Origin of the sequence: Microbacterium luteolum (assembly GCF_039533965.1) — a bacterium.
Taxonomy (GTDB): domain Bacteria; phylum Actinomycetota; class Actinomycetes; order Actinomycetales; family Microbacteriaceae; genus Microbacterium; species Microbacterium luteolum.
On record NZ_BAAAUN010000001.1, the window covers coordinates 696,977 to 715,169 of the forward strand.

18 protein-coding genes and 1 tRNA gene are annotated in these 18,193 nt (G+C 68.0%); 11 read left to right on the forward strand and 8 right to left on the reverse strand.

The window, feature by feature from the left end:
- Positions 1–49: 49 nt before the first annotated feature.
- Both leuD and leuC read right to left on the reverse strand, forming a co-directional pair.
- Positions 50–646, reverse strand: a complete 597-nt coding sequence (leuD, locus tag ABD648_RS03430; RefSeq protein ID WP_282217307.1) for a 3-isopropylmalate dehydratase small subunit — start codon at positions 644–646, stop codon at positions 50–52.
- A gap of 2 nt (positions 647–648) precedes the next feature.
- Complete coding sequence (leuC, locus tag ABD648_RS03435) at positions 649–2,106, reverse strand: 3-isopropylmalate dehydratase large subunit (RefSeq protein ID WP_282217308.1); 1,458 nt, start codon at positions 2,104–2,106, stop codon at positions 649–651.
- A gap of 191 nt (positions 2,107–2,297) precedes the next feature.
- On the opposite strand from leuC, the gene ABD648_RS03440 reads away from it, so the two are divergent.
- Together ABD648_RS03440 and ABD648_RS03445 are read left to right on the forward strand one after the other, a co-directional pair.
- On the forward strand, positions 2,298–3,593 hold the full coding sequence (locus tag ABD648_RS03440) for an O-acetylhomoserine aminocarboxypropyltransferase/cysteine synthase family protein (RefSeq protein WP_282217309.1): 1,296 nt from the start codon (positions 2,298–2,300) through the stop codon (positions 3,591–3,593).
- Complete coding sequence (locus ABD648_RS03445) at positions 3,590–4,903, forward strand: LLM class flavin-dependent oxidoreductase (RefSeq protein ID WP_282217310.1); 1,314 nt, start codon at positions 3,590–3,592, stop codon at positions 4,901–4,903. The genes ABD648_RS03440 and ABD648_RS03445 overlap by 4 nt, the downstream gene beginning before the upstream one ends.
- Before the next feature lie 15 nt (positions 4,904–4,918).
- Here the strand turns inward: ABD648_RS03445 and ABD648_RS03450 are convergent, their stop codons facing one another.
- A complete protein-coding gene (locus tag ABD648_RS03450; RefSeq protein WP_282217311.1) occupies positions 4,919–5,416 on the reverse strand; it encodes a DUF427 domain-containing protein in 498 nt (165 codons plus the stop codon).
- Positions 5,417–5,452: 36 nt separating this feature from the next.
- Here ABD648_RS03450 and ABD648_RS03455 point away from each other — a divergent pair, with 36 nt between their 5' ends.
- Positions 5,453–6,049 (forward strand): LON peptidase substrate-binding domain-containing protein, encoded by a 597-nt coding sequence (locus ABD648_RS03455; protein ID WP_282217312.1) that lies wholly within the window; start codon positions 5,453–5,455, stop codon positions 6,047–6,049.
- Positions 6,050–6,064: 15 nt separating this feature from the next.
- Here the strand turns inward: ABD648_RS03455 and ABD648_RS03460 are convergent, their stop codons facing one another.
- The gene (locus tag ABD648_RS03460) at positions 6,065–7,069 is read right to left on the reverse strand and encodes a TerC/Alx family metal homeostasis membrane protein (RefSeq protein WP_282217313.1); all 1,005 of its coding nucleotides are present in this window, start codon (positions 7,067–7,069) and stop codon (positions 6,065–6,067) included.
- Positions 7,070–7,269: 200 nt separating this feature from the next.
- Here ABD648_RS03460 and ABD648_RS03465 point away from each other — a divergent pair, with 200 nt between their 5' ends.
- The 6 genes from ABD648_RS03465 to ABD648_RS03490 all read left to right on the forward strand — a co-directional run bounded on the left by ABD648_RS03465 (position 7,270) and on the right by ABD648_RS03490 (position 12,845).
- Positions 7,270–7,923, forward strand: coding sequence for a TIGR00645 family protein (locus ABD648_RS03465; RefSeq protein ID WP_282217314.1), 654 nt, complete (start codon positions 7,270–7,272; stop codon positions 7,921–7,923).
- A 60-nt stretch (positions 7,924–7,983) separates the two neighbouring features.
- Positions 7,984–8,541, forward strand: coding sequence for an RNA polymerase sigma factor (locus ABD648_RS03470; RefSeq protein ID WP_282217315.1), 558 nt, complete (start codon positions 7,984–7,986; stop codon positions 8,539–8,541).
- Positions 8,538–9,641, forward strand: a complete 1,104-nt coding sequence (locus tag ABD648_RS03475) for a DUF4349 domain-containing protein (RefSeq protein WP_282217316.1) — start codon at positions 8,538–8,540, stop codon at positions 9,639–9,641. Before ABD648_RS03470 ends, ABD648_RS03475 begins: the two co-directional genes overlap by 4 nt.
- Positions 9,642–9,752: 111 nt before the next feature.
- Positions 9,753–10,301 carry a winged helix-turn-helix domain-containing protein gene (locus ABD648_RS03480; RefSeq protein WP_282217317.1) on the forward strand — a complete coding sequence of 183 codons (549 nt, stop codon included), beginning with the start codon at positions 9,753–9,755 and terminating at the stop codon, positions 10,299–10,301.
- Positions 10,301–11,539, forward strand: coding sequence for an MFS transporter (locus ABD648_RS03485; protein WP_282217318.1), 1,239 nt, complete (start codon positions 10,301–10,303; stop codon positions 11,537–11,539). The genes ABD648_RS03480 and ABD648_RS03485 overlap by 1 nt, the downstream gene beginning before the upstream one ends.
- An 82-nt stretch (positions 11,540–11,621) precedes the next feature.
- Positions 11,622–12,845, forward strand: coding sequence for an MBL fold metallo-hydrolase (locus tag ABD648_RS03490; protein ID WP_282217319.1), 1,224 nt, complete (start codon positions 11,622–11,624; stop codon positions 12,843–12,845).
- A 100-nt stretch (positions 12,846–12,945) separates the two neighbouring features.
- On the opposite strand, the gene ABD648_RS03495 is transcribed toward ABD648_RS03490, so the two are convergent.
- The gene (locus tag ABD648_RS03495) at positions 12,946–13,140 is read right to left on the reverse strand and encodes a hypothetical protein (RefSeq protein ID WP_344708300.1); all 195 of its coding nucleotides are present in this window, start codon (positions 13,138–13,140) and stop codon (positions 12,946–12,948) included.
- Positions 13,141–13,218: 78 nt separating this feature from the next.
- Positions 13,219–13,291 (reverse strand) — tRNA-Glu (locus tag ABD648_RS03500).
- 150 nt (positions 13,292–13,441) lie between these two features.
- On the opposite strand from ABD648_RS03500, the gene ABD648_RS03505 reads away from it, so the two are divergent.
- Both ABD648_RS03505 and ABD648_RS03510 read left to right on the forward strand, forming a co-directional pair.
- On the forward strand, positions 13,442–14,080 hold the full coding sequence (locus ABD648_RS03505; protein ID WP_282217320.1) for an MBL fold metallo-hydrolase: 639 nt from the start codon (positions 13,442–13,444) through the stop codon (positions 14,078–14,080).
- Positions 14,081–14,088: 8 nt separating this feature from the next.
- The gene (locus ABD648_RS03510) at positions 14,089–14,616 is read left to right on the forward strand and encodes a GNAT family N-acetyltransferase (protein ID WP_282217496.1); all 528 of its coding nucleotides are present in this window, start codon (positions 14,089–14,091) and stop codon (positions 14,614–14,616) included.
- Here the strand turns inward: ABD648_RS03510 and pepN are convergent.
- Together pepN and ABD648_RS03520 are read right to left on the reverse strand one after the other, a co-directional pair.
- Positions 14,603–17,089 carry an aminopeptidase N gene (gene pepN / locus ABD648_RS03515; protein WP_282217321.1) on the reverse strand — a complete coding sequence of 829 codons (2,487 nt, stop codon included), beginning with the start codon at positions 17,087–17,089 and terminating at the stop codon, positions 14,603–14,605. The two genes, ABD648_RS03510 and pepN, sit on opposite strands and share 14 nt — an antisense overlap.
- A gap of 51 nt (positions 17,090–17,140) precedes the next feature.
- Positions 17,141–18,172: a DNA topoisomerase IB gene (locus tag ABD648_RS03520; protein WP_282217322.1), complete on the reverse strand. Its 1,032-nt coding sequence runs from the start codon at positions 18,170–18,172 to the stop codon at positions 17,141–17,143.
- Between the last annotated feature and the right edge of the window lie 21 nt (positions 18,173–18,193).

Below are 18,193 nucleotides of genomic sequence, written 5' to 3' on the forward strand. Positions count from 1 at the left end.
CCACGGATTTCGGGGGCGGGTTGCCCCTGGCTCCCCCGCCCCCGCCGTGTCACTGCACGGGGAGGGTTCGGGGCCGCCACGACTCGCGACGGGCCTCGAACTGCGCGATCTTGTCTTCGTTGCGCAGCGTGAGCCCGATGTCATCGAGCCCTTCAAGGAGCCGCCATCTAGTGTAATCGTCGATCCCGATGTCGGCCTGGACGTCGCCGATCGAGGCGGTGCGCGCCTCGAGATCCACGGTGATCTGAACCCCGGGATCCCTGTCGATGACGGCCCAGATGCGCTCGAGGTCCTCTTCGGAAATGGTTGCGGCGAGGAGTCCCTGCTTGCCCGAGTTGCCACGGAAGATGTCGGCGAATCGAGGGCTGAGCACGACCTGGAAGCCGAAGTCGCGCAGCGCCCAGACGGCGTGCTCGCGGCTGGATCCGGTGCCGAAGTCGGCGCCGGCGACGAGCACGGAGGCCCCCTGGAACGGCGCCTGGTTCAGGACGAACTCCGGATCCTGACGCCAGGCGTGGAACAGCGCGTCCTCGAAGCCCGTCTTGGTGACCCGCTTCAGGAAGACGGCCGGGATGATCTGATCGGTGTCGACGTTGGACCGCTTCAGCGGAGCCGCGATACCGGTGTGCGTGATGAACTTCTCCATGATCAGGCCTCTTCTCCGATGGTGACCAGCAGATCGGCAGGGCTCGACAGCGTGCCGCGGATCGCCGTCGCCGCCGCGACGAGCGGCGAGACCAGGTGCGTGCGCCCGCCCTTGCCCTGGCGGCCTTCGAAGTTGCGGTTGGAGGTCGACGCGCAGCGCTCCCCCGGGGCGAGCTGGTCCGGATTCATGCCGAGGCACATCGAGCAGCCGGCGAAGCGCCATTCGGCGCCGAAGTCAGTGATGATCTTGTCCAGGCCCTCGGCCTCGGCCTCGAGCCGCACGCGGGCGGACCCCGGAACGACCATGACGCGCACACCGTCGGCCTTCTTCTTGCCCTCGATGATCGAGGCGAAGGCGCGCAGGTCCTCGATGCGGCTGTTGGTGCACGAGCCCATGAAGACCGCGTCGACCGGCACCTCCTTGAGCGGCGTGCCGGGCGTGAGCGCCATGTACTCGAGGGCGCGCTCGGCCGCAGCACGCTCGTTCGGGTCGGCGATCTCCGCCGGATTCGGAACGGATGCCGACAGCGAGCTGCCCTGCCCGGGGTTGGTGCCCCAGGTGACGAACGGCTCGAGCTCGTCGGCGTCGATGAAGACCTCGGCGTCGAACTCCGCACCCTCATCGGTGGGAAGCGTGCGCCAGTAGGCGACGGCATCCTCCCAGTCCTGGCCCTTCGGCGCGTGCTGGCGCCCCTCGAGGTAGGCGAAGGTCGTCTCGTCCGGCGCCACCATCCCGGCACGGGCTCCGGCCTCGATCGACATGTTGCAGATCGTCATCCGGCCCTCCATGGAGAGCGCGCGGATGGCGCTGCCGCGGAACTCCAGGACATAGCCCTGTCCGCCGCCGGTGCCGATCTTCGCGATCACCGCCAGGATGATGTCCTTCGCGGTGACACCGGGACGCAGCGCGCCCTCGACGGTGATCGCCATGGTCTTGAACGGCTTGAGCGGCAGCGTCTGCGTCGCCATGACGTGCTCGACCTCGCTCGTGCCGATGCCGAACGCCATGGCGCCGAACGCGCCGTGCGTCGAGGTGTGCGAGTCGCCGCACACCACCGTGATCCCCGGCATGGTGAGTCCGAGCTGCGGGCCGACGACGTGCACGATCCCCTGCTCGGCATCGCCGAGCGAGTGCAGGCGAACGCCGAACTCCGCGGCGTTGCGCCGCAGCGTCTCGATCTGCGTGCGACTGGTCAGATCGGCGATCGGCTTGTCGATCTCCCACGTCGGAGTGTTGTGGTCCTCGGTCGCGATCGTGAGGTCGAGCCGGCGCAGCGGCCGCCCCTCGCTCCGCAGCCCGTCGAAGGCCTGCGGACTGGTGACCTCGTGCACGAGGTGCAGGTCGATGTAGATGAGGTCGGGTTCACCGTTCTCGCCCTTGACGACGAGGTGATCGTCCCAGACCTTCTCGGCGAGAGTCCTGCGACGTGACGAATCTGCACCGGATACGGGGGTGTTCATGGCGTTTCTCCTGAAGCTGGCGGTTCGGCCCACGATGGACTCCGCGACGAGGAGGGGCTCAGAACGAGGTCTCGTCGCGGCCGCTAAGAAGAAGGAGCACGGTCCGCATGACGTCAGATTACCACCGCCGGAGCGTGCTCCGACCCGCCGTGACACTCTGTTCATCACCCCGAACGACCGAGAGGCTCCGCATGACCGTCGACACCGCCCGCTTCGCCACCCGTGCGGTGCACGCCGCGAGGAGCCGCGAGACGGCGGCACCGCGTGCCACACCGATCTACCTCACGGCCGGGTTCGAGTTCGACGACTTCGACCATGCGGCGGACCACTTCGGCACCGGCACCGGATTCGGGTACACCCGCACCGGGAACCCGACCGTGCACGCGGCGGAGCGTCAGCTGGCCGCGCTCGAGTCCGGTGCGGATGCGGTGCTCGTCGCGAGCGGGCAGGCCGCGGTCGTGACGGCGCTGCTCACCGTCGCCGGCGCGGGCGACCACATCGTGACCTCGACGCACATCTACGAGGGGACCCGGGGTCTGTTCCTCGACAACCTCGCCCGGCTCGGCATCGAGACCACCTTCATCGACGACATCGCCGACCCGGAGGCCTGGCGTGCGGCGATCCGGCCCACCACCCGCGCGCTGTTCGCGGAATCGCTGGCCAACGCCCGCAACGACGTGCTCGACATCGCCGCCATCAGCGCCGTCGCCGACGAGGCGGCCATCCCCCTGATCGTCGACAACACGCTGGCCACTCCTTTCCTGCTGCGCCCGATCGAGCATGGCGCGGCGATCGTCGTGCACTCCGCGTCGAAGTTCCTCGCCGGCCACGGATCCGTCCTCGGCGGTGTGATCGTGGACGACGGCCGCTTCGACCCCGAGCGTGCGGGGCACAACGCCCCGCATCTCGTGCTCCCCGGTCGCGGCGGACTGCCGAGCGTCGCGGCCCGGCATGGTGGCCGCGCCCGGATCGCGTATGCGCGCGAGTCTGTGGCTCCGCGGTTCGGCGCCTCCCCCTCCCCGCTGAACGCCTTCCTGATCGGGCAGGGCGCGGAGACCCTCGGACTCCGCGTCGAGCGGCAGTCGCGCAACGCCCTGGCGATCGCGCAGTGGCTGGAGGCGCAGGAGGCGGTCGAGAGCGTCGATTACGTGGGTCTGCCCTCCCACCCGGATCACGAGACGGCCGTGCGCTACCTCGAGGGCGGCTTCGGCTCCATCTTCACGTTCACGCTCCGCGGCGGTCTGGAGGCCGCCCGCCGGTTCGTGGAGCAGGTGCGCGTCTTCACACACATGACCCACATCGGCGACGTGCGCTCCCTGGTGCTGCATCCCGGTACGACGAGTCACGCGCAGCGCACGGAGGAGGAGCGAGAGCTGCTCGGCGTGCGCCCCGGCACCCTGCGGTTGTCGATCGGCATCGAGGACATCGAGGATCTGATCTCCGACCTGACGCGCGTGCTCGACGCCACGCGCGAGGCGGTGGCATGACCCGGCCGCAGCACTTCGGGTGGTTCCTCGCCCGCGGCTTCGGACCGCAGGGCTGGGGTTATCCGGCCCTCGACTGGGACTACGACTGGACGCGCCCCGAGATCTATCAGGAGGCGGCGCGCACCCTCGAGCAGGCGGGTTTCGATCTCGTCATCATCGAGGATGCTCCGTCGATGGGCTCTCCGGAGACCATCGACATCCGCGTCCGGCACGCCTTCGGAGGCCCGAAGCACGACCCGCTGCTCCTCGCGCCGTACCTGTTCCAGGCGACGAAGCACCTGGGCGTCGTGCCGACCGTGAATCCGGCGGCGTCCCTTCCCTACACGTCCGCCCGGCAGTTCGCGACGCTCCAGCACCTGAGCGCGAACCGCCTCGGACTCAACGTCGTCACCGACACCGGCAGCGCGCGCCATTTCTCGGATGCCGCGCAGCTGGGTCACGATGAGGCCTACGATCGCGCCGAGGAATGGCTCGACAGCATCCGCTCCCTCTGGCGCAGCTGGGACGACGGCGCGCTGGTGCGGGACCGCGCCACAGATGTATTCGCGGACGGCACGAACATGCGGCGCGTGCAGCATCGCGGCACGCACTTCGCCTTCGACGGACCCCTCAACGCGTTGCCCTTCGCCGACGGCGAGCCGGCGATCGTGTCGCCCGGAGGTTCCGGGCGCGGTCTGGGCTTCGCGGGAGCCAACTCGGATGTCCAGCTCGCGCTCGCCCCGCTGCACGAGGCGTCCGTCCGTGCGTATCGGTCGAAGATCCACGACGCCGCGGTCGCGGCGGGCCGCCGCCCCGAGGACATCAAGATCCTGTTCGCCATCCAGCCCGTGATCACCTCGTCGGCCGAAGAGGCCGATCGGATCGTCGCCGCGTCCGCGCACCCGGACGATGCCGCGCTCGTGCAGATCGCGCGGAAGCAGTCCAGCGATCTCGAGACCGATCTCACCTCGCTCGATCTCGACAAGCCGCTCGACCTCGCGATCTTCGGCCCGCACGTCTCGCGCGGGAGCATCCAGCGACTGGTCGGCGACCGCGGCGAGGATGCGCCACTGCGTGCGCATCTGACGGCCCTGGTGCGGGCAGGCCGCTTCTCCGACCGCACCGGCTTCGTCGGGACCGCGGAGGAGTTCGCCGACGTGATCGAAGAACTCGGCGAATGGGGCAACGACGGCGTGCTGCTGTGGGGCGACTTCCACCCGGTCAGCCTGCACCGCACGCTCGACGAGCTGGTCCCCGTGCTCCGCCGACGCGGCATCCTTCGCCGCGAGTACGCCGACGGCGGCCTGCAGGCGAATCTGCAGGCTTTCTGAGGCGCAGCGGACTCGCTACCAGCCCAGCGAGCCCGGGATGCCCTTGAACGGTCCGACGACCCAGGACGTGACCCACCCGCCGTAGAACCCACCCGGCTGCGGAACGACGACCTCGTCCCCGACGGTGCACTCGTCCATCGGCCCCGCATACACCGCGACCCGATCGACCAGCGTCTCGAACCCGGGCGCCGGATCGGGGTAGTTCCACGCCGCCCCCGCTGCCACGGTGCCTCCGCCATGCACGTCGAAGTAGCGCGCGGCACCCTTGAACTCGCAGAACGAGGCGCCGGGCGAGTCCGTGAGCGCTCCCTGGACGAAATCCGCGATCGGAACGTAGTAGACGGGAGGGTGACTCGTCTCGAGCACCCGCACCGCGCTGCGGGTATCGGCGATCAGCTCTCCACCGAAGCGGATGGTCACACGCTCTGCGACCGGCTCGACCCGAGGCGGCCTCGGATAGTCCCAGACGGATTCCTGACCGGGGCCGGGAGCGGCAGGTGTGGGTCGGCGCATCTGTTCACTGTACGTCGCTCGGTGTTGACTGGCCCCATGACCGCGATACCGATGTTCCCTCTCGGCTCGGTGCACTTTCCGTACACCCCGCTGGCGCTTCGCGTGTTCGAACCGCGATATCTCACGATGATCGGGCGGCTCCTCGACGAGGATGACCCGCAGTTCGGTGTCGTGCTGATCGAACGCGGCCACGAGGTCGGCGGCGGCGACCGGCGGAGCACCGTCGGCACGATGGCACGGCTCGTCAGCGTCACCGCAGGGGCCGAGGTGCTGCAGACCGTGTCGGTCGGCGCCGGACGCTTCACGGTCGAGCAGTGGGAGGATGACGAGCCCTACCCGCGCGCCGAGGTGACGCCGCTTCCCGGGCTCGTCTGGAACGACGCGCTCACCCCGCTGCGCACGGAAGCCGAGGCGATCGTGCGGCGCACGATCCCGCGCGCTCCGGAGGCGCGGTGGGATGCCGACACCGAGCTCTCCGACGACCCGCTCGCCGCGGCGTGGCAGCTCGCCGCGATGGCCCCGCTCGGCGAATACGACCGCTACGCCCTGCTGCGTTCGACGAGCGTCGCGGCGCTGCTCCGTGATGTCATCGACCTCACGCTGGAGGCTGAGATCCTGTGGTCCGCTGAGTGAGATGCGTCGCCGCGGTCACTCGACGAGAGGCGCCTTCTTCTCGGCACGCTTCTCGCGCCCGGAGGCGATGAGGCTGGCGACCGTGGCGATCGTCATCGAGGCGATGATCACGCCGAGCGAGACCATGTTGTCGATGTCGGGGACCCACTCGACGTGCTCGCCGCCGTTGATGAACGGCAGCTCGTTCACGTGGAGTGCGTGCAGGATCAGCTTGATGCCGATGAATCCGAGGATCACGGCGATGCCGTAGTGCAGGTAGCGCAGGCGGTCGAGCAGGTCGCCGAGCAGGAAGTACAGCTGGCGCAGCCCCATCAGCGCGAAGATGTTCGCCGCGAACACGAGGAACCCGTTGGTCGTGATCTCGAAGATCGCGGGGATCGAGTCGATCGCGAAGATCAGGTCGGTCACGCCGATGGTGATGAGCACGATGACCATCGGAGTGAACATGCGCTTGCCGTCGACCGTGGTGCGCAGCTTCGAGCCGTCGTAGTGGTCGCTGATGTCGATGCGCCGACGCAGCAGTCGCACGACGAAGTTCTCGCGCTGGACCTCGCCCTCGTGATCGCCGTCCGGCATCGCCTGACGGATCGCCGTCCAGATCAGGAAGGCGCCGAAGACGTAGAAGATCGGCGAGAAGTTCTCGACGATCGCGACGCCGACGAGGATGAACGCGCCGCGCAGGACCAGGGCGATGATGATGCCGATCATGAGCACCTGCTGCTGCAGCCGCCTCGGAACGGCGAACTGCGCCATGATCAGCACGAAGACGAAGAGGTTGTCGATCGAGAGGCTGTACTCCAGCGCCCAGCCGGTGATGAAGTCACCGGCGTTCTTCCAGCCGCCCACATTGCCGAGCAGCACCGCGAACAGCAGCGCGAGACCGACATAGAACACCACCCAGAGGGTGGACTCCTTCGTGGAGGGGATGTGTGGGCGCAGCTTGATGAGCAGAAGGTCGCCGATGAGGATGATCGTGAGCACGACCATCGAGGTGATCTCGAACCAGAGAGGGATTTCCAAGGGCGCACTGCACCTTTCGGGAGGGTCGGGAAGAAGCCGAAAGTCTCTCCCCCGCACAGAAGTGCGTCGCGCGCCCGGAGCATCGATGCCGATGCTCGTGATGACGTTACGCGCGGATCCGGGATACTCCCTCTCGCGGGAGCAATGCTACCGGAGCAATACTGCCGCGGAGAACGATATTGCGTGGTGGAATAGTCGTCGTGACCTCGACTTCGCACCCAGACCACATCGAACACGGCACCGCTCCCCTGGAGACCCGCCCTCAGAACTCCTGGGCTCGGGCGATCGGGTCGCTCATCTTCGTCAGCCGCTGGCTGCAGGCCCCGCTCTACCTCGGGCTCATCGTCGCGCAGCTCGTCTACGTCGTCGTGTTCATGGTGGAGCTGTGGCACCTGATCGCCGAGGACGTATTCGGGGACATCACGCACATCGAAGAGGCCACCATCATGCTGACGGTGCTCGGCCTGATCGACGTGGTGATGATCGCGAACCTCCTGATCATGGTCATCATCGGCGGATACGAGACCTTCGTGTCGCGGATCAACACGGACGGCCACCCGGATCAGCCGGAGTGGCTCTCGCACGTCAACGCCAACGTCCTCAAGGTGAAGCTCGCGATGGCGATCATCGGCATCTCGTCGATCCACCTCCTCAAGACCTTCATCGAGGTCGGTGGCATGAGCGAATCGGGGATCAACGAGGACGGCGCGAGGTACACGCCGACCGGCGTCCTCTGGCAGGTCGTCATCCACTGCGTCTTCATCCTCTCCGCCCTCGCACTGGCCTGGATCGACAAGATGTCGCAGAGCACGGCGAAGGCCGCGCACGCCGCTGCGCAGACCGCCGCGCATTGATCTGAGACGATGGGGCATCCGTCGACACTTTCCCAGTGAGAGACACCGAACGGAAACAGGATGCCCGTGCAGACGAGTGATCAGAGATGGGCCGCGCAGGCCGCAGCAGGTGACGAGAGTGCCTTCCGCGAGCTGTACCGTGCCCACGTACGACCGGTCTACTGGATCGCCAACGGCATCCTCGCGTCGCCCGCCGACGCCGAGGATGTGACGCAGGAGACCTTCGTGGTCGCCTGGCGAAAGCTCCCGGGGCTCGAGCTCCAGGGCGAGTCGATCCTGCCGTGGCTGGCGACGATCTGTCGCTTCCAGGCGGCGAACCGGCTCCGCCAGCGCCGCCGTGACCAGGCCCACACCGCCGAGGCCCTCGACGAGGACCTCCCGGCCACGGTCAGCGTCGAGGAGCAGGTCATCACCGCGGATCTCGCGGCGCGGATCGCCGCCGAGGTCGGCACGCTGAGCGAGCTCGATCGCGAGATCTTCCGCCTGTGCGCATCCGAGGGCTATGCCTATCAGGCGGCCGCCGAGGAGCTCGGCGTGAGCCACGCCGTCGTCCGGAACCGTCTCTCCCGAGTGCGCACCCAGTTGCGCGGCGCCGTGAAGGAAGCGAGAGACGCATGAACGACCAGACCCCCAGAGATGAGCTCCCCGAGCTCTCCGACGAGACCATCGCCCGCATCGAGACCTCCGTGTTCTCCGCGATCGCGGCGGAGCGCCCCCCGGCGGCAGCGCCGTCCGCAGCCCGTGCGCGGACCAGACGGCGTCGCTGGCTGACCGGCGCCGGGATCGCGGCCGCCTTCGTCGTGGGTGTCCTGGTGACGCCCCCGATCCTCGGCGCCGTCGGCGGCGGATCGATGATGACGGCGGACGGCGCCGGCGGGAGCGTCGCCGAATCCGGCGTGTCCTCCCCCGACCGGAGCCTCGAGGTCGCTCCCGGCGCTGTGGATGAGGCGGCGACCGACCCCTCCGCACTGGCCGGCAAGGATCTCGCGGTGAGCGACCGGGAGATCATCGCCACCGCCCGCGCCACGGTGCGGGTCAAGAGCATCACCGATGCCGCGACGGCCATCACCGCCCTGGCCGAGGAGCGCGGCGGCTACGTCGAGAGCACCGAGATCGGCAAGGCTGTGGCCGTCGACGGCACGACGGAACCGGCCCCCGCCGACTCCGGCTACGGATGGATCAGCATCCGCGTCCCCTCGGCCGAGCTGTCCGACGTGATCGCCGAGCTGGAGGAGTCCGGAGAGGTTCTTTCCTCTTCGACCTCGAAGCAGGATGTGACCTCGGTCGCGATCGACCTCCGGGCGCGCGTCGACGCCACGAAGGCATCGGTCACGCGGCTCACCGAGCTGATGGCGCAGTCCGGCAGCGTGTCGGAACTGATCGAGGCGGAGGTCGCGCTGACCGACCGTCAGGCGCAGCTCGAGTCGTACGAGCAGCAGCTCGCGTCGATCGAGGATCAGGTCGCGATGTCGACGCTCCAGGTGGAGCTGACGCGCACCGCCGCGCCCACGACGGCGGACCCCGCCGGGTTCGGCGACGGACTGCTGGCCGGTTGGAACGGCCTGGTCGTGTCGCTGAACGCGCTGGTGATCGCCGTCGGCTTCCTCCTCCCCTGGCTCGCCGTGGCCGGATTCGTCGTGCTGATCGTGTGGTTGGTCCGCCGGGCCCGCCGCAACCGCCGTGCGGCGGCGAAGACAGCGACGTCCGACGCGGACTGATCAGCTGATCTCGAGCGGCTCCCGGCACGCGCCGGGAGCCGCTCTTCGTTGATTTTCCGGGGTATACAAGAACTCTTGTGAAACCTGCGAAGCAGACTTAGCGTTCCTCTCATGGAAGACATCTCCGTGATCACCGCCGTGCACCACCCGCTGCGGCGGCGCCTGTTCGACTACCTGCTGCTGTACGGCACCTCGCAGGTCACGGTGCTCGCCCGGGCTCTCGACAGCCAGGTGGGCAGCATCAGCCACCATCTGCGGATGCTGGAGCGCGCCGGTGTCGTGGAGCGCGTGGAGGACCCGAACGGGGACAAGCGCACCAGCTGGTGGAGAGTCGCGCGGCGAGGGCTGAGCTGGTCGACCGACGACTTCGCCGACTCCCCTGCCGACGCGCTCCTCGCCCGCGAGGCGCAGCGCCAGGGCATCCGCCTGCAGTTCGAGCGGTTGCAGCGCTGGCACCGCCACCGCAGCGACGCGGCGTACGCGGACTACGACGGCTACAGCACCGACACCACCGCCTGGGCATCGCCGGGCGAGCTGGAGGACCTCTCGATCCGGCTCCTCGCCACCATTCGTCAGTGGCAGGACTCGATCGATCTCGAGGACGGCCAGGACCGGACGCCGGTCTTCCTCTTCGCCCACGCGTTCCCGACGGAGCCCTGATGACCGCAGTCGTCGAACCGGTCCAGCTGCGCGAGGCTCCGCCGTTCCGCCGCGATCGCCTCACGCATGCGTGGATCGGGGTGAAGGCCCTCTCCGATGCAGGAGATGCGCTCTGGACGATCGCCCTGGCCTGGACCGCCGTGCAGATCGCCTCGCCAGCCGTCGCCGGCCTGATCGTCGCAGCCGGCACGGTGCCGCGAGCGGTGGTGCTGCTGTTCGGAGGTGTGATCGCCGACCGGGCCGATGCGCGCCTGGTCATGCTGCTGTTCAACACGATCCGCGTCGGCGTGCTCGTCGCCGTGACGCTCTGGGTTCTCGCGACCCCGCCGACGGTCGCCGTGCTGCTGTTCGCGGCAATCGCGTTCGGCGTGTGCGACGCCTTCTACGAGCCGTCGGCGGGCACCATCGCGCGCCGACTCGTCCGAGCATCCGACCTCCCCGCCTACGGGGCCGCGGCGCAGACGGCATCGCGACTGGGCACCATGGGCGGCGCGGCCGTCGGAGGCGTGATCGTCGCGCACGCCGGGCTCGCCGGGAGTTCAGCGGCGAACGCCGTCACCTTCACCCTGGTCGTCGCGTTCCTCGCGATCTGGCTGCGCCCCCGCTTCCTGCTCGCCCGCGCCGAGAAGGAATCCGCGCTGCGCGGCATCGCCCGCGGCTTCCGGCATCTCGCCGCCACCCCCACGACGCGCACGCTGGTGCTCGCCCTCTCCGGACTCAACCTGGCTGTCGGGCCGGCGGTGGGCATCGGGCTCGCACTGCGGGCGCACGACCAGGGGTGGGGCGCGCAGGCCGTCGGACTGTTCGAGGCGCTTCTGGGGCTCGGCGCGGCGATCGGCGCCGTCTCCGTGGCGAAGTGGCGTCCGCGCCGCGAGGCGGTGGCGGGGTTCTGGGCGCTCGTCGTGCAGGGCGCGGGAATCGTCGCCCTCGGATTCGGATCGATCTGGACCGTGGCGGTATCCGCCTTCGTCGTCGGGGCGACCGCCGGATACGCCTCGGTGCTGCTGAGTGCGACCTTCTCGGCGACCGTCGACACGGCTTATCTCGGACGCATGGGTTCGATCACGCGGCTGGGAGACGACTGCCTCATGCCCCTCGCCATGGCGGGGTTCGGTGCGCTGGCTTCGGCGACCTCCGTCTGGGTGCCCTTCGTGCTCTTCGGGGTCACGATGATGGGGCTGATGATCCTGCCCCTCCGCACCGGCACCTTCCGCGAGATGTCCCTGCGCTCCGGCTAGAGTCGTCGGTCGGAGAAACGAAGAAAGTCACCGGCCAACCGGGGGCCGTGTGACCCGCCCACGCAATGGCTAGTGTCAGATCATGAATTCCACCGCCATTCAACCTGGGCCTGCGCTCTCCGCACAGCGCGTCCAGTACCGCGTCGGACACGGCGGCTTCCATGCGACGATCGTTGAGGATGCCTCCACCAAACAGCACTTGGTCTACGTCTATGACGTGGGGGCCTGCCCAGACGTAGCGCTTCTGGAAGACGCGATCGACCGGTTCGTGAAGCGTCTCGTTGCGCGAGGGATCAAGCGCCTGCAGTACGTGATCCTGTCTCACATCGACGAGGATCACGTCAGCCGTCTGGATCATCTTCTGGGGAAGCTCGGCGACAAGAAGATCGCCGTTGAAACACTGGCTCTGCCGTGGTTGCGAGACACCTCTCGACTCCTTGCACTCAACCGTTCCCCGCGACGCGGTCCATCAACGGTCGTGTATCAACTACTGCAAGACGACGACAGCGTCGTTCAGTTCGCAACCAACCTCGGAGTCGAGAACGTCCTATTCGTCGAGGGTGAATCTAGCGACGATGGTGGCGGCACAGACGGGTCCGACGCCGCTCCCTCGACGCCTCGCTCTCACGCATCGAACGCGACATACATCCCCTCAGGCACTCCACTCAAGGTGCCGACCGGTATCCCTTGGCGGATGCTCATCTCGCACTTGGAGCCGCCGACGCAAACGCTGATGGCGTTTGACAAGCGCGTCATTCAGGTGACCGGGCTAGATCCTGCAGATCAGAAGAATCACGCCAAACTCATCAAAGATCATCGCTCAGAGATCCGCGCAGCCATGAGATTCGCAGCGAGGAAGACGAAGCTTGATCTGCGCGCGTCGACAGTAAGCAATTGGTCATCGCAAAGCCTCTACAGCGCATCGCTCTCGCCATTCGCGCGTCACGTCGTTCCCCACGCACCGGACGATTTCGAGATGGAGTGCGAGCACGGGTGGCTGCACACTGGCGATCTCCCGCTGGATGTCCCTGACGTCTGGGATGCCTTCGAGACCGCTTGGAATCGCCACCTGCCCGGCGTGGAAGTTTGCGTCGCTCTCGCGCCGCACCACGGATCGGTTCATGGTCACAACGACGGTCTCTACGTGCGGTTCAACCCCAGCGTGGTGATCTTTCCACTTGGGCTGTGGAGAGGAAGCCGGCGCGGAAAACCGATGTTCGCAAAGTGGATCAAGCCCATGAACGCTCTCATTGACGTGCGGAAGCATCGAACGATCAAAGTGCGGATACTCAACAACCGGGTCTGATCACCGCAGACAATGATGTCGGGCGGGCAGGGCATTCGATCCTCACGCTACGGTGTCGACCGCGTAGCGCCTCGCGGGAGTCGGCGATGAACCAGTCTCGCTACCGTGCGGGAATGTGCTCCCAGGAGACGTTGTACACCCGACGTGACTTCTGCATGTCCTGGTAGTAATCCCAGGCCTGGTCACGACTCGTGAAGATGCGCTCGTCCGTCTGTCCGCCGGAGTCCATAATCGTCCAGGCGACCCGATAGTTGAGAGTCGCATCTTCGTAACCGCTGGTCGGCTCGTGTCGCATACAGCGACGGTAGCGTCGAGACAACAGTCGGAGATACGAAGAAAGCCCCCGGCGAACCGGGGGCTTTCTGGTGTCGTGTGACCCCAGCGGGATTCGAACCCGCGTTACCGCCGTGAGAGGGCAGCGTACTAGGCCGCTATACGATGGGGCCGTCTGGCCGGACGTTTCCGTCCCGCGACAACCGTTCAAGTATGCCACGACGATTCTCGCTCCGCAAAATCGAGCCGCCCGTCTCGGACTCTCGGGCGTGGCGGGCGGGAATGTGTTTGCCGCCGAGCGTCCGAAGGGGTTGACTCGTCTCATGCGCGTCACGAAGTTCGAACATGCAACCCTCCGCATCGATGTGAACCAGGACACCCTCCTGGTCGATCCGGGCTCCTTCACCTCGCCGCTCGTCGATCTCGGCGGCCTCGTCGGCGTGGTGATCACCCACGAGCACCCGGATCACTGGACTCCCGACCACCTCGATCGCCTTCTGCGCGATGCCCCGGGAACCCCGATATACGCGCCCTCCGGCGTCGCGCGCGCTGCCGAGGGGTATGAGATCACCGTGGTGGCTCCCGGCGACACGGTCGAGGTCGGCGCGTTCACCCTGCGGTTCTTCGGCGGCACGCACGAGGTCATCCACTCCTCGCTCCCGGTCGTCGAGAACGTCGGAGTGCTCGTCAACGATGAGCTCTACTACCCGGGCGACTCGTATGCCGTTCCCGAGGGCGTCGAGGTCGACACGCTCGCCGCTCCGCTGGGCGCGCCCTGGCTCAAGATCGGCGAGGCCATGGACTACGTGCTCGCCGTCAAGCCGAAGCGCTCGTTCGGCACCCACGACATGACGCTGTCCGTCATCGGCAAGAACATGCACCGCCAGCGGCTGCAGTGGGCGACCGAGCAGGGCGGCGGCGAGTTCACGGTGCTCGAGCCCGGCGACGCCCTCGACCTGTGACCGGATCCGTGCGTCGGCTTCTCCCGCCGCCGACCCCGCGCCTGCGGTTCCGTGAGATGACCGCTGACGACCTCGATGCGATGGCCGATCTGCTCGGCGACCCCGAGGTCATGGCGTACTACCCGGCTCCGAAGACGCGGCCGGAGAGTGCCGAGTGGATCGCCCGCATGCGAGATCGGTATGAAACGCACGGTCATGCCCTCTGGATCATCGAGACGCACGAGGGCGTGTTCGTCGGCGATTGCGGCATCACATGGCAATCGGTCAACGATGCTCCCGTCCTGGAGGTGGGCTACCACGTGCGCCGCTCGATGCAACGACGGGGACTGGCGACGGAAGCGGCACGGGCCTGCGTGCACCTCGTCGCGCAGGAGTTCGCACCGACGCTGCTGACCGCGATCATCCATCCGGACAACGCCGCATCCCGCGGCGTCGCCGAGAACCTCGGCATGACCCACATCGACGACGATCACGCGCATCCATGGATCGTCCGCACGGTGATGGGAATGCAGGTCTCCCCCGTCAGCTCCGCGTGATCGCCCGCACCCGGAGCGAACGCTCCAGGTGGTCGCGCTGCTCGATGACGAGACGCCGGAGCGCGGCCGGAGCCTGCTCGTTCTCGGCGAGCCAGGTGTCCGCGAGCACCAGGGACTCGCCCGCGGGGAAGAGGCCGACGACGAGGCGCCGCGCGATCTCGATGCTGCGCGTGCCCCACGCCTCCCCGACCCGGGAGTAGTAGTCCGCGTCGAACTGCGCGATGAGGTCGCGGCGTCCGCCGGCCCGGAAGCCGGAGATCTCGGCATCCAGGTGATCGTTGCTCAACGAGCGATCACCCCACGCCGCGTCCCAGGCCGCCCGACGCACGTCCGCATCCGGGCGAGACGACAGGGCGCGCCGCGCTGCCGTGCGACCGCTGCCCGTGTCGTCGCGCGTGAGTTCGGCGTCGATGTCGTCCGCATCCGCATGGCCGGTCGTGACGAGGGCCGTCAGAAGCTGCCACCGCAGATCGGGATCGACAGTGAGCCCGTCGGGAACCCGGCCGTCGAGCAGCGCCCGCACCTCCTCATGCCGCACGTCGTCGAAGGCGGATGCCGAGGCGAGCGCCCGCGCCCACGACAGCTGCGAGTCGCTGCCGGCCTCTGCGGCCTGCAGGGCGCTCCACGTCGCCTCGGTCCATGCACGCTGCTCCTGGACGCGGTGCGCGTCGGGAACGAACTGACGCACCGCCGAGGCGGCGTTGGCGAGCACGCCGGAGAGCAGGCCGATGTTCGGCTCCCCCGGCGCGTGCGCCCGCACGATCGAGAGATAGCGGCGCGCATCGAGCGCGCCGTCGCGCGTCGCGTTCCAGATGGACGACCACACGAGGGCCCGCGCGAGCGGATCGTCGATCGCGGACAGCGACTCCTCCACGGTGCGCAGCGAGCGCTCGTCGAGTCGTGCCTTCGCGTAGGTGAGATCGTCGTCGTTGACGAGCACGAGGTCGGCCTCGCCGAGGTCCAGCTCGGTGATCTCGCCGACGATGTCGAGCTCGACCTGCTCACGCCGCGCCACGCGACCGTCGACGCGATCGTAGAGTCCGATGCGCAGACGGTGCGGGCGCGGATCCGTCTGCCTCAGCGTGCGACGTCCATCGGCGTCCGTCTCGATCCACAGGGCCGACACTCCGGATGTCTGCAGCCACGCTCGCGACCAATCGCTCATGTCGCGACCGGAGACGGCACTCAGCTCGACGAGGAAGTCGTCCAGAGTCGTGTTGCCGAACGCGTTCGCGGCGAAGTACCGGCGCGCGCCCTCGAAGAAGGCGTCGTCGCCGACGAAGGCGACGAGCTGCTTGAGCACAGCCGCGCCCTTGGCATACGTGATGCCGTCGAAGTTCAGTTTCGCGGCCTCCAGGTCGGTGATGTCGGCGACGATCGGATGCGTGGTCGGCAGCTGGTCCTGCTGATACGCCCAGGCCTTGCGGTTCGCGGCGAACTTCACCCAGGCGTCATGGAACCGCGTCGCCACCGCGGAGGCGTGCGAGCCCATGTAGTCCGCGAACGACTCCTTCAGCCAGAGGTCGTCCCACCACGTCATCGTGACGAGATCGCCGAACCACATGTGCGCCATCTCGTGGAGGATCGTGTTCGCGCGCGCTGCGCGTTGGGCATCCGTGGCCGCTCCGCGGGAGATGTAGGCCTCGGTGAAGGTCACGAGGCCCGGGTTCTCCATGGCGCCGAGGTTGTACTCCGGGACGAAGATCTGGTCGTACTTGCCCCACGGGTACGGGTAGGCGAAGGCATCCGTGAAGAAGTCGAGGCCCTGACGGGTGACCTCGAGGATCTCGTCCGCCTCGAGATGCTGCGCGAGGGAACGGCGGACGAAGACCCCGAGCGGGGTGCGCTGGTCGTCGCGCTCCCAGGCGCCGTCGACGCGGGCATAGGGGCCGGCGGCGACGACCGTGATGTAGCTCGAGATCGGCAGGGTCGGAGCGAACTCCACGTGCTGGACGCCCAGTCCGGGTTCGATGCGCTCCGGCGCCTGGTTCGACAGGACCTCCCAGCCCGACGGAGCATCCACGACGAACGTGTACGCGGCCTTCATGTCGGGCTGCTCGAAGCAGGCCATCACACGGCGCGAGTCGGCAGGCTCGTACTGCGTGTACAGATAGGTCGCATCATCGACAGGATCGTGGAAGCGGTGCAGCCCCTCGCCGGATCGGCTGTACGCGCCGACCGCCTCGACCCGGACCACGTTGGATGCGGCCAGCCCCGAGAGCGCGATCCGAGATCCGTCGTAGACGACCTCCTGCTCCGCGCCGTTGACGACGACGCGCCGCACTTCTTCGCCGATGAAGTCGACCCATGTCGTGTCCGTCGTCGCGTCGAAGTCGAGCGTCGTCGTGGTCGGGAATCCGGTGCGCGCGCGCTCCGGCGCTCCGGTCAGGTCGAGCTCGACACGGATGGTGCGCACGGTGACCGCTGCGGATCGCGCCGCGGTCTCCTGTCGGCTGAGGTTGGCGGTGTCCATGCCTCCATCCTTTCACCCACGTCGCCGGGGGCCGGACAGCAGCCTCGCCGTTCAGCGCCGCCGTCGGCTCTTGTCGCGACGCCCGCTCTTCTCCCGCCGGTTGGCCTTGCGCGACTTCTCGGGTCCGCCCAGAAGCCGACGGATGGCCGTCTCGGGACTCACGCTCAGGTCGAGCGTCTGACCGCGGGCGTAGAGCGTGAAGACCCGGGGATCGATGTAGCTCCCTCGAGCGACGGCCGTCGTGTTCCCCAGCGCTGTCGCGGTCGCCTGGACCGCAAGTCGCTCGGCCTTGGCCCGATCCCCGCGACCATCGAGTTCACCGATACGCGCCAGCGCATCGGCCGCGGTGATCGTGCCATGGAGCGTGCGGAAGTCCTTCGCCGAGAATGTCGCACCGGTGATCTCGCGCACGTAGGCGTTGACCTCCGCCGGAGTGATGCGCACACGGCGACGCCCCTTGCGGTACGCCAGCAGGAACTCTCGCGGCCCGCCGGCGGCGAACTCCGTGAGCGCTTCCGCAAGCGAATCGTCGGTGATCTCGATCGAGGCCGTCCGACCGCTCTTCGCCGGGAAGGACAGGGCGACATCGCTGCCGTCCAGCTTCACGTCGCGTCGACGCAGAGTCGTCAGACCGCGGCTGCCGTGCCGCACCAGGTAGCGCTCGGACCCGATGCGGAGTGCGGCATCGTCGAGCAGCCGGAAGGAGATCGCGAGAGCCTTGTCCTTCGTCTGCCCGTCGTCGCCGAGCGCGCGGGTCACCTGTGCCCGTGCACTGGGGAGTGCGGCGGCGAGATCCAACGCGCGGACGAACTTGCGCCGGTCCCGGGAGACCCGCCACAGCGGGTGGTAGAGGTACTGCTTACGACCAGCCTCGTCGACGCCCACAGCCTGGATATGGGCCAGCGGATCGGCGGCGATCCAGACGTCGGTCCAGGCGGGCGGGATCACCAGATCATGGATCCGTTCCCGATCAGCCTCCGGCGCGATCGCCCCTTCCGGGTCTGCGTAGCGGAACCCGGAACCCGATCGCACCCGCCGGAATCCCGGATCATCCCCGGGAACGACGCGATTCAGTCTCGCCATCCGTGCTGCCTCCCTCGACTC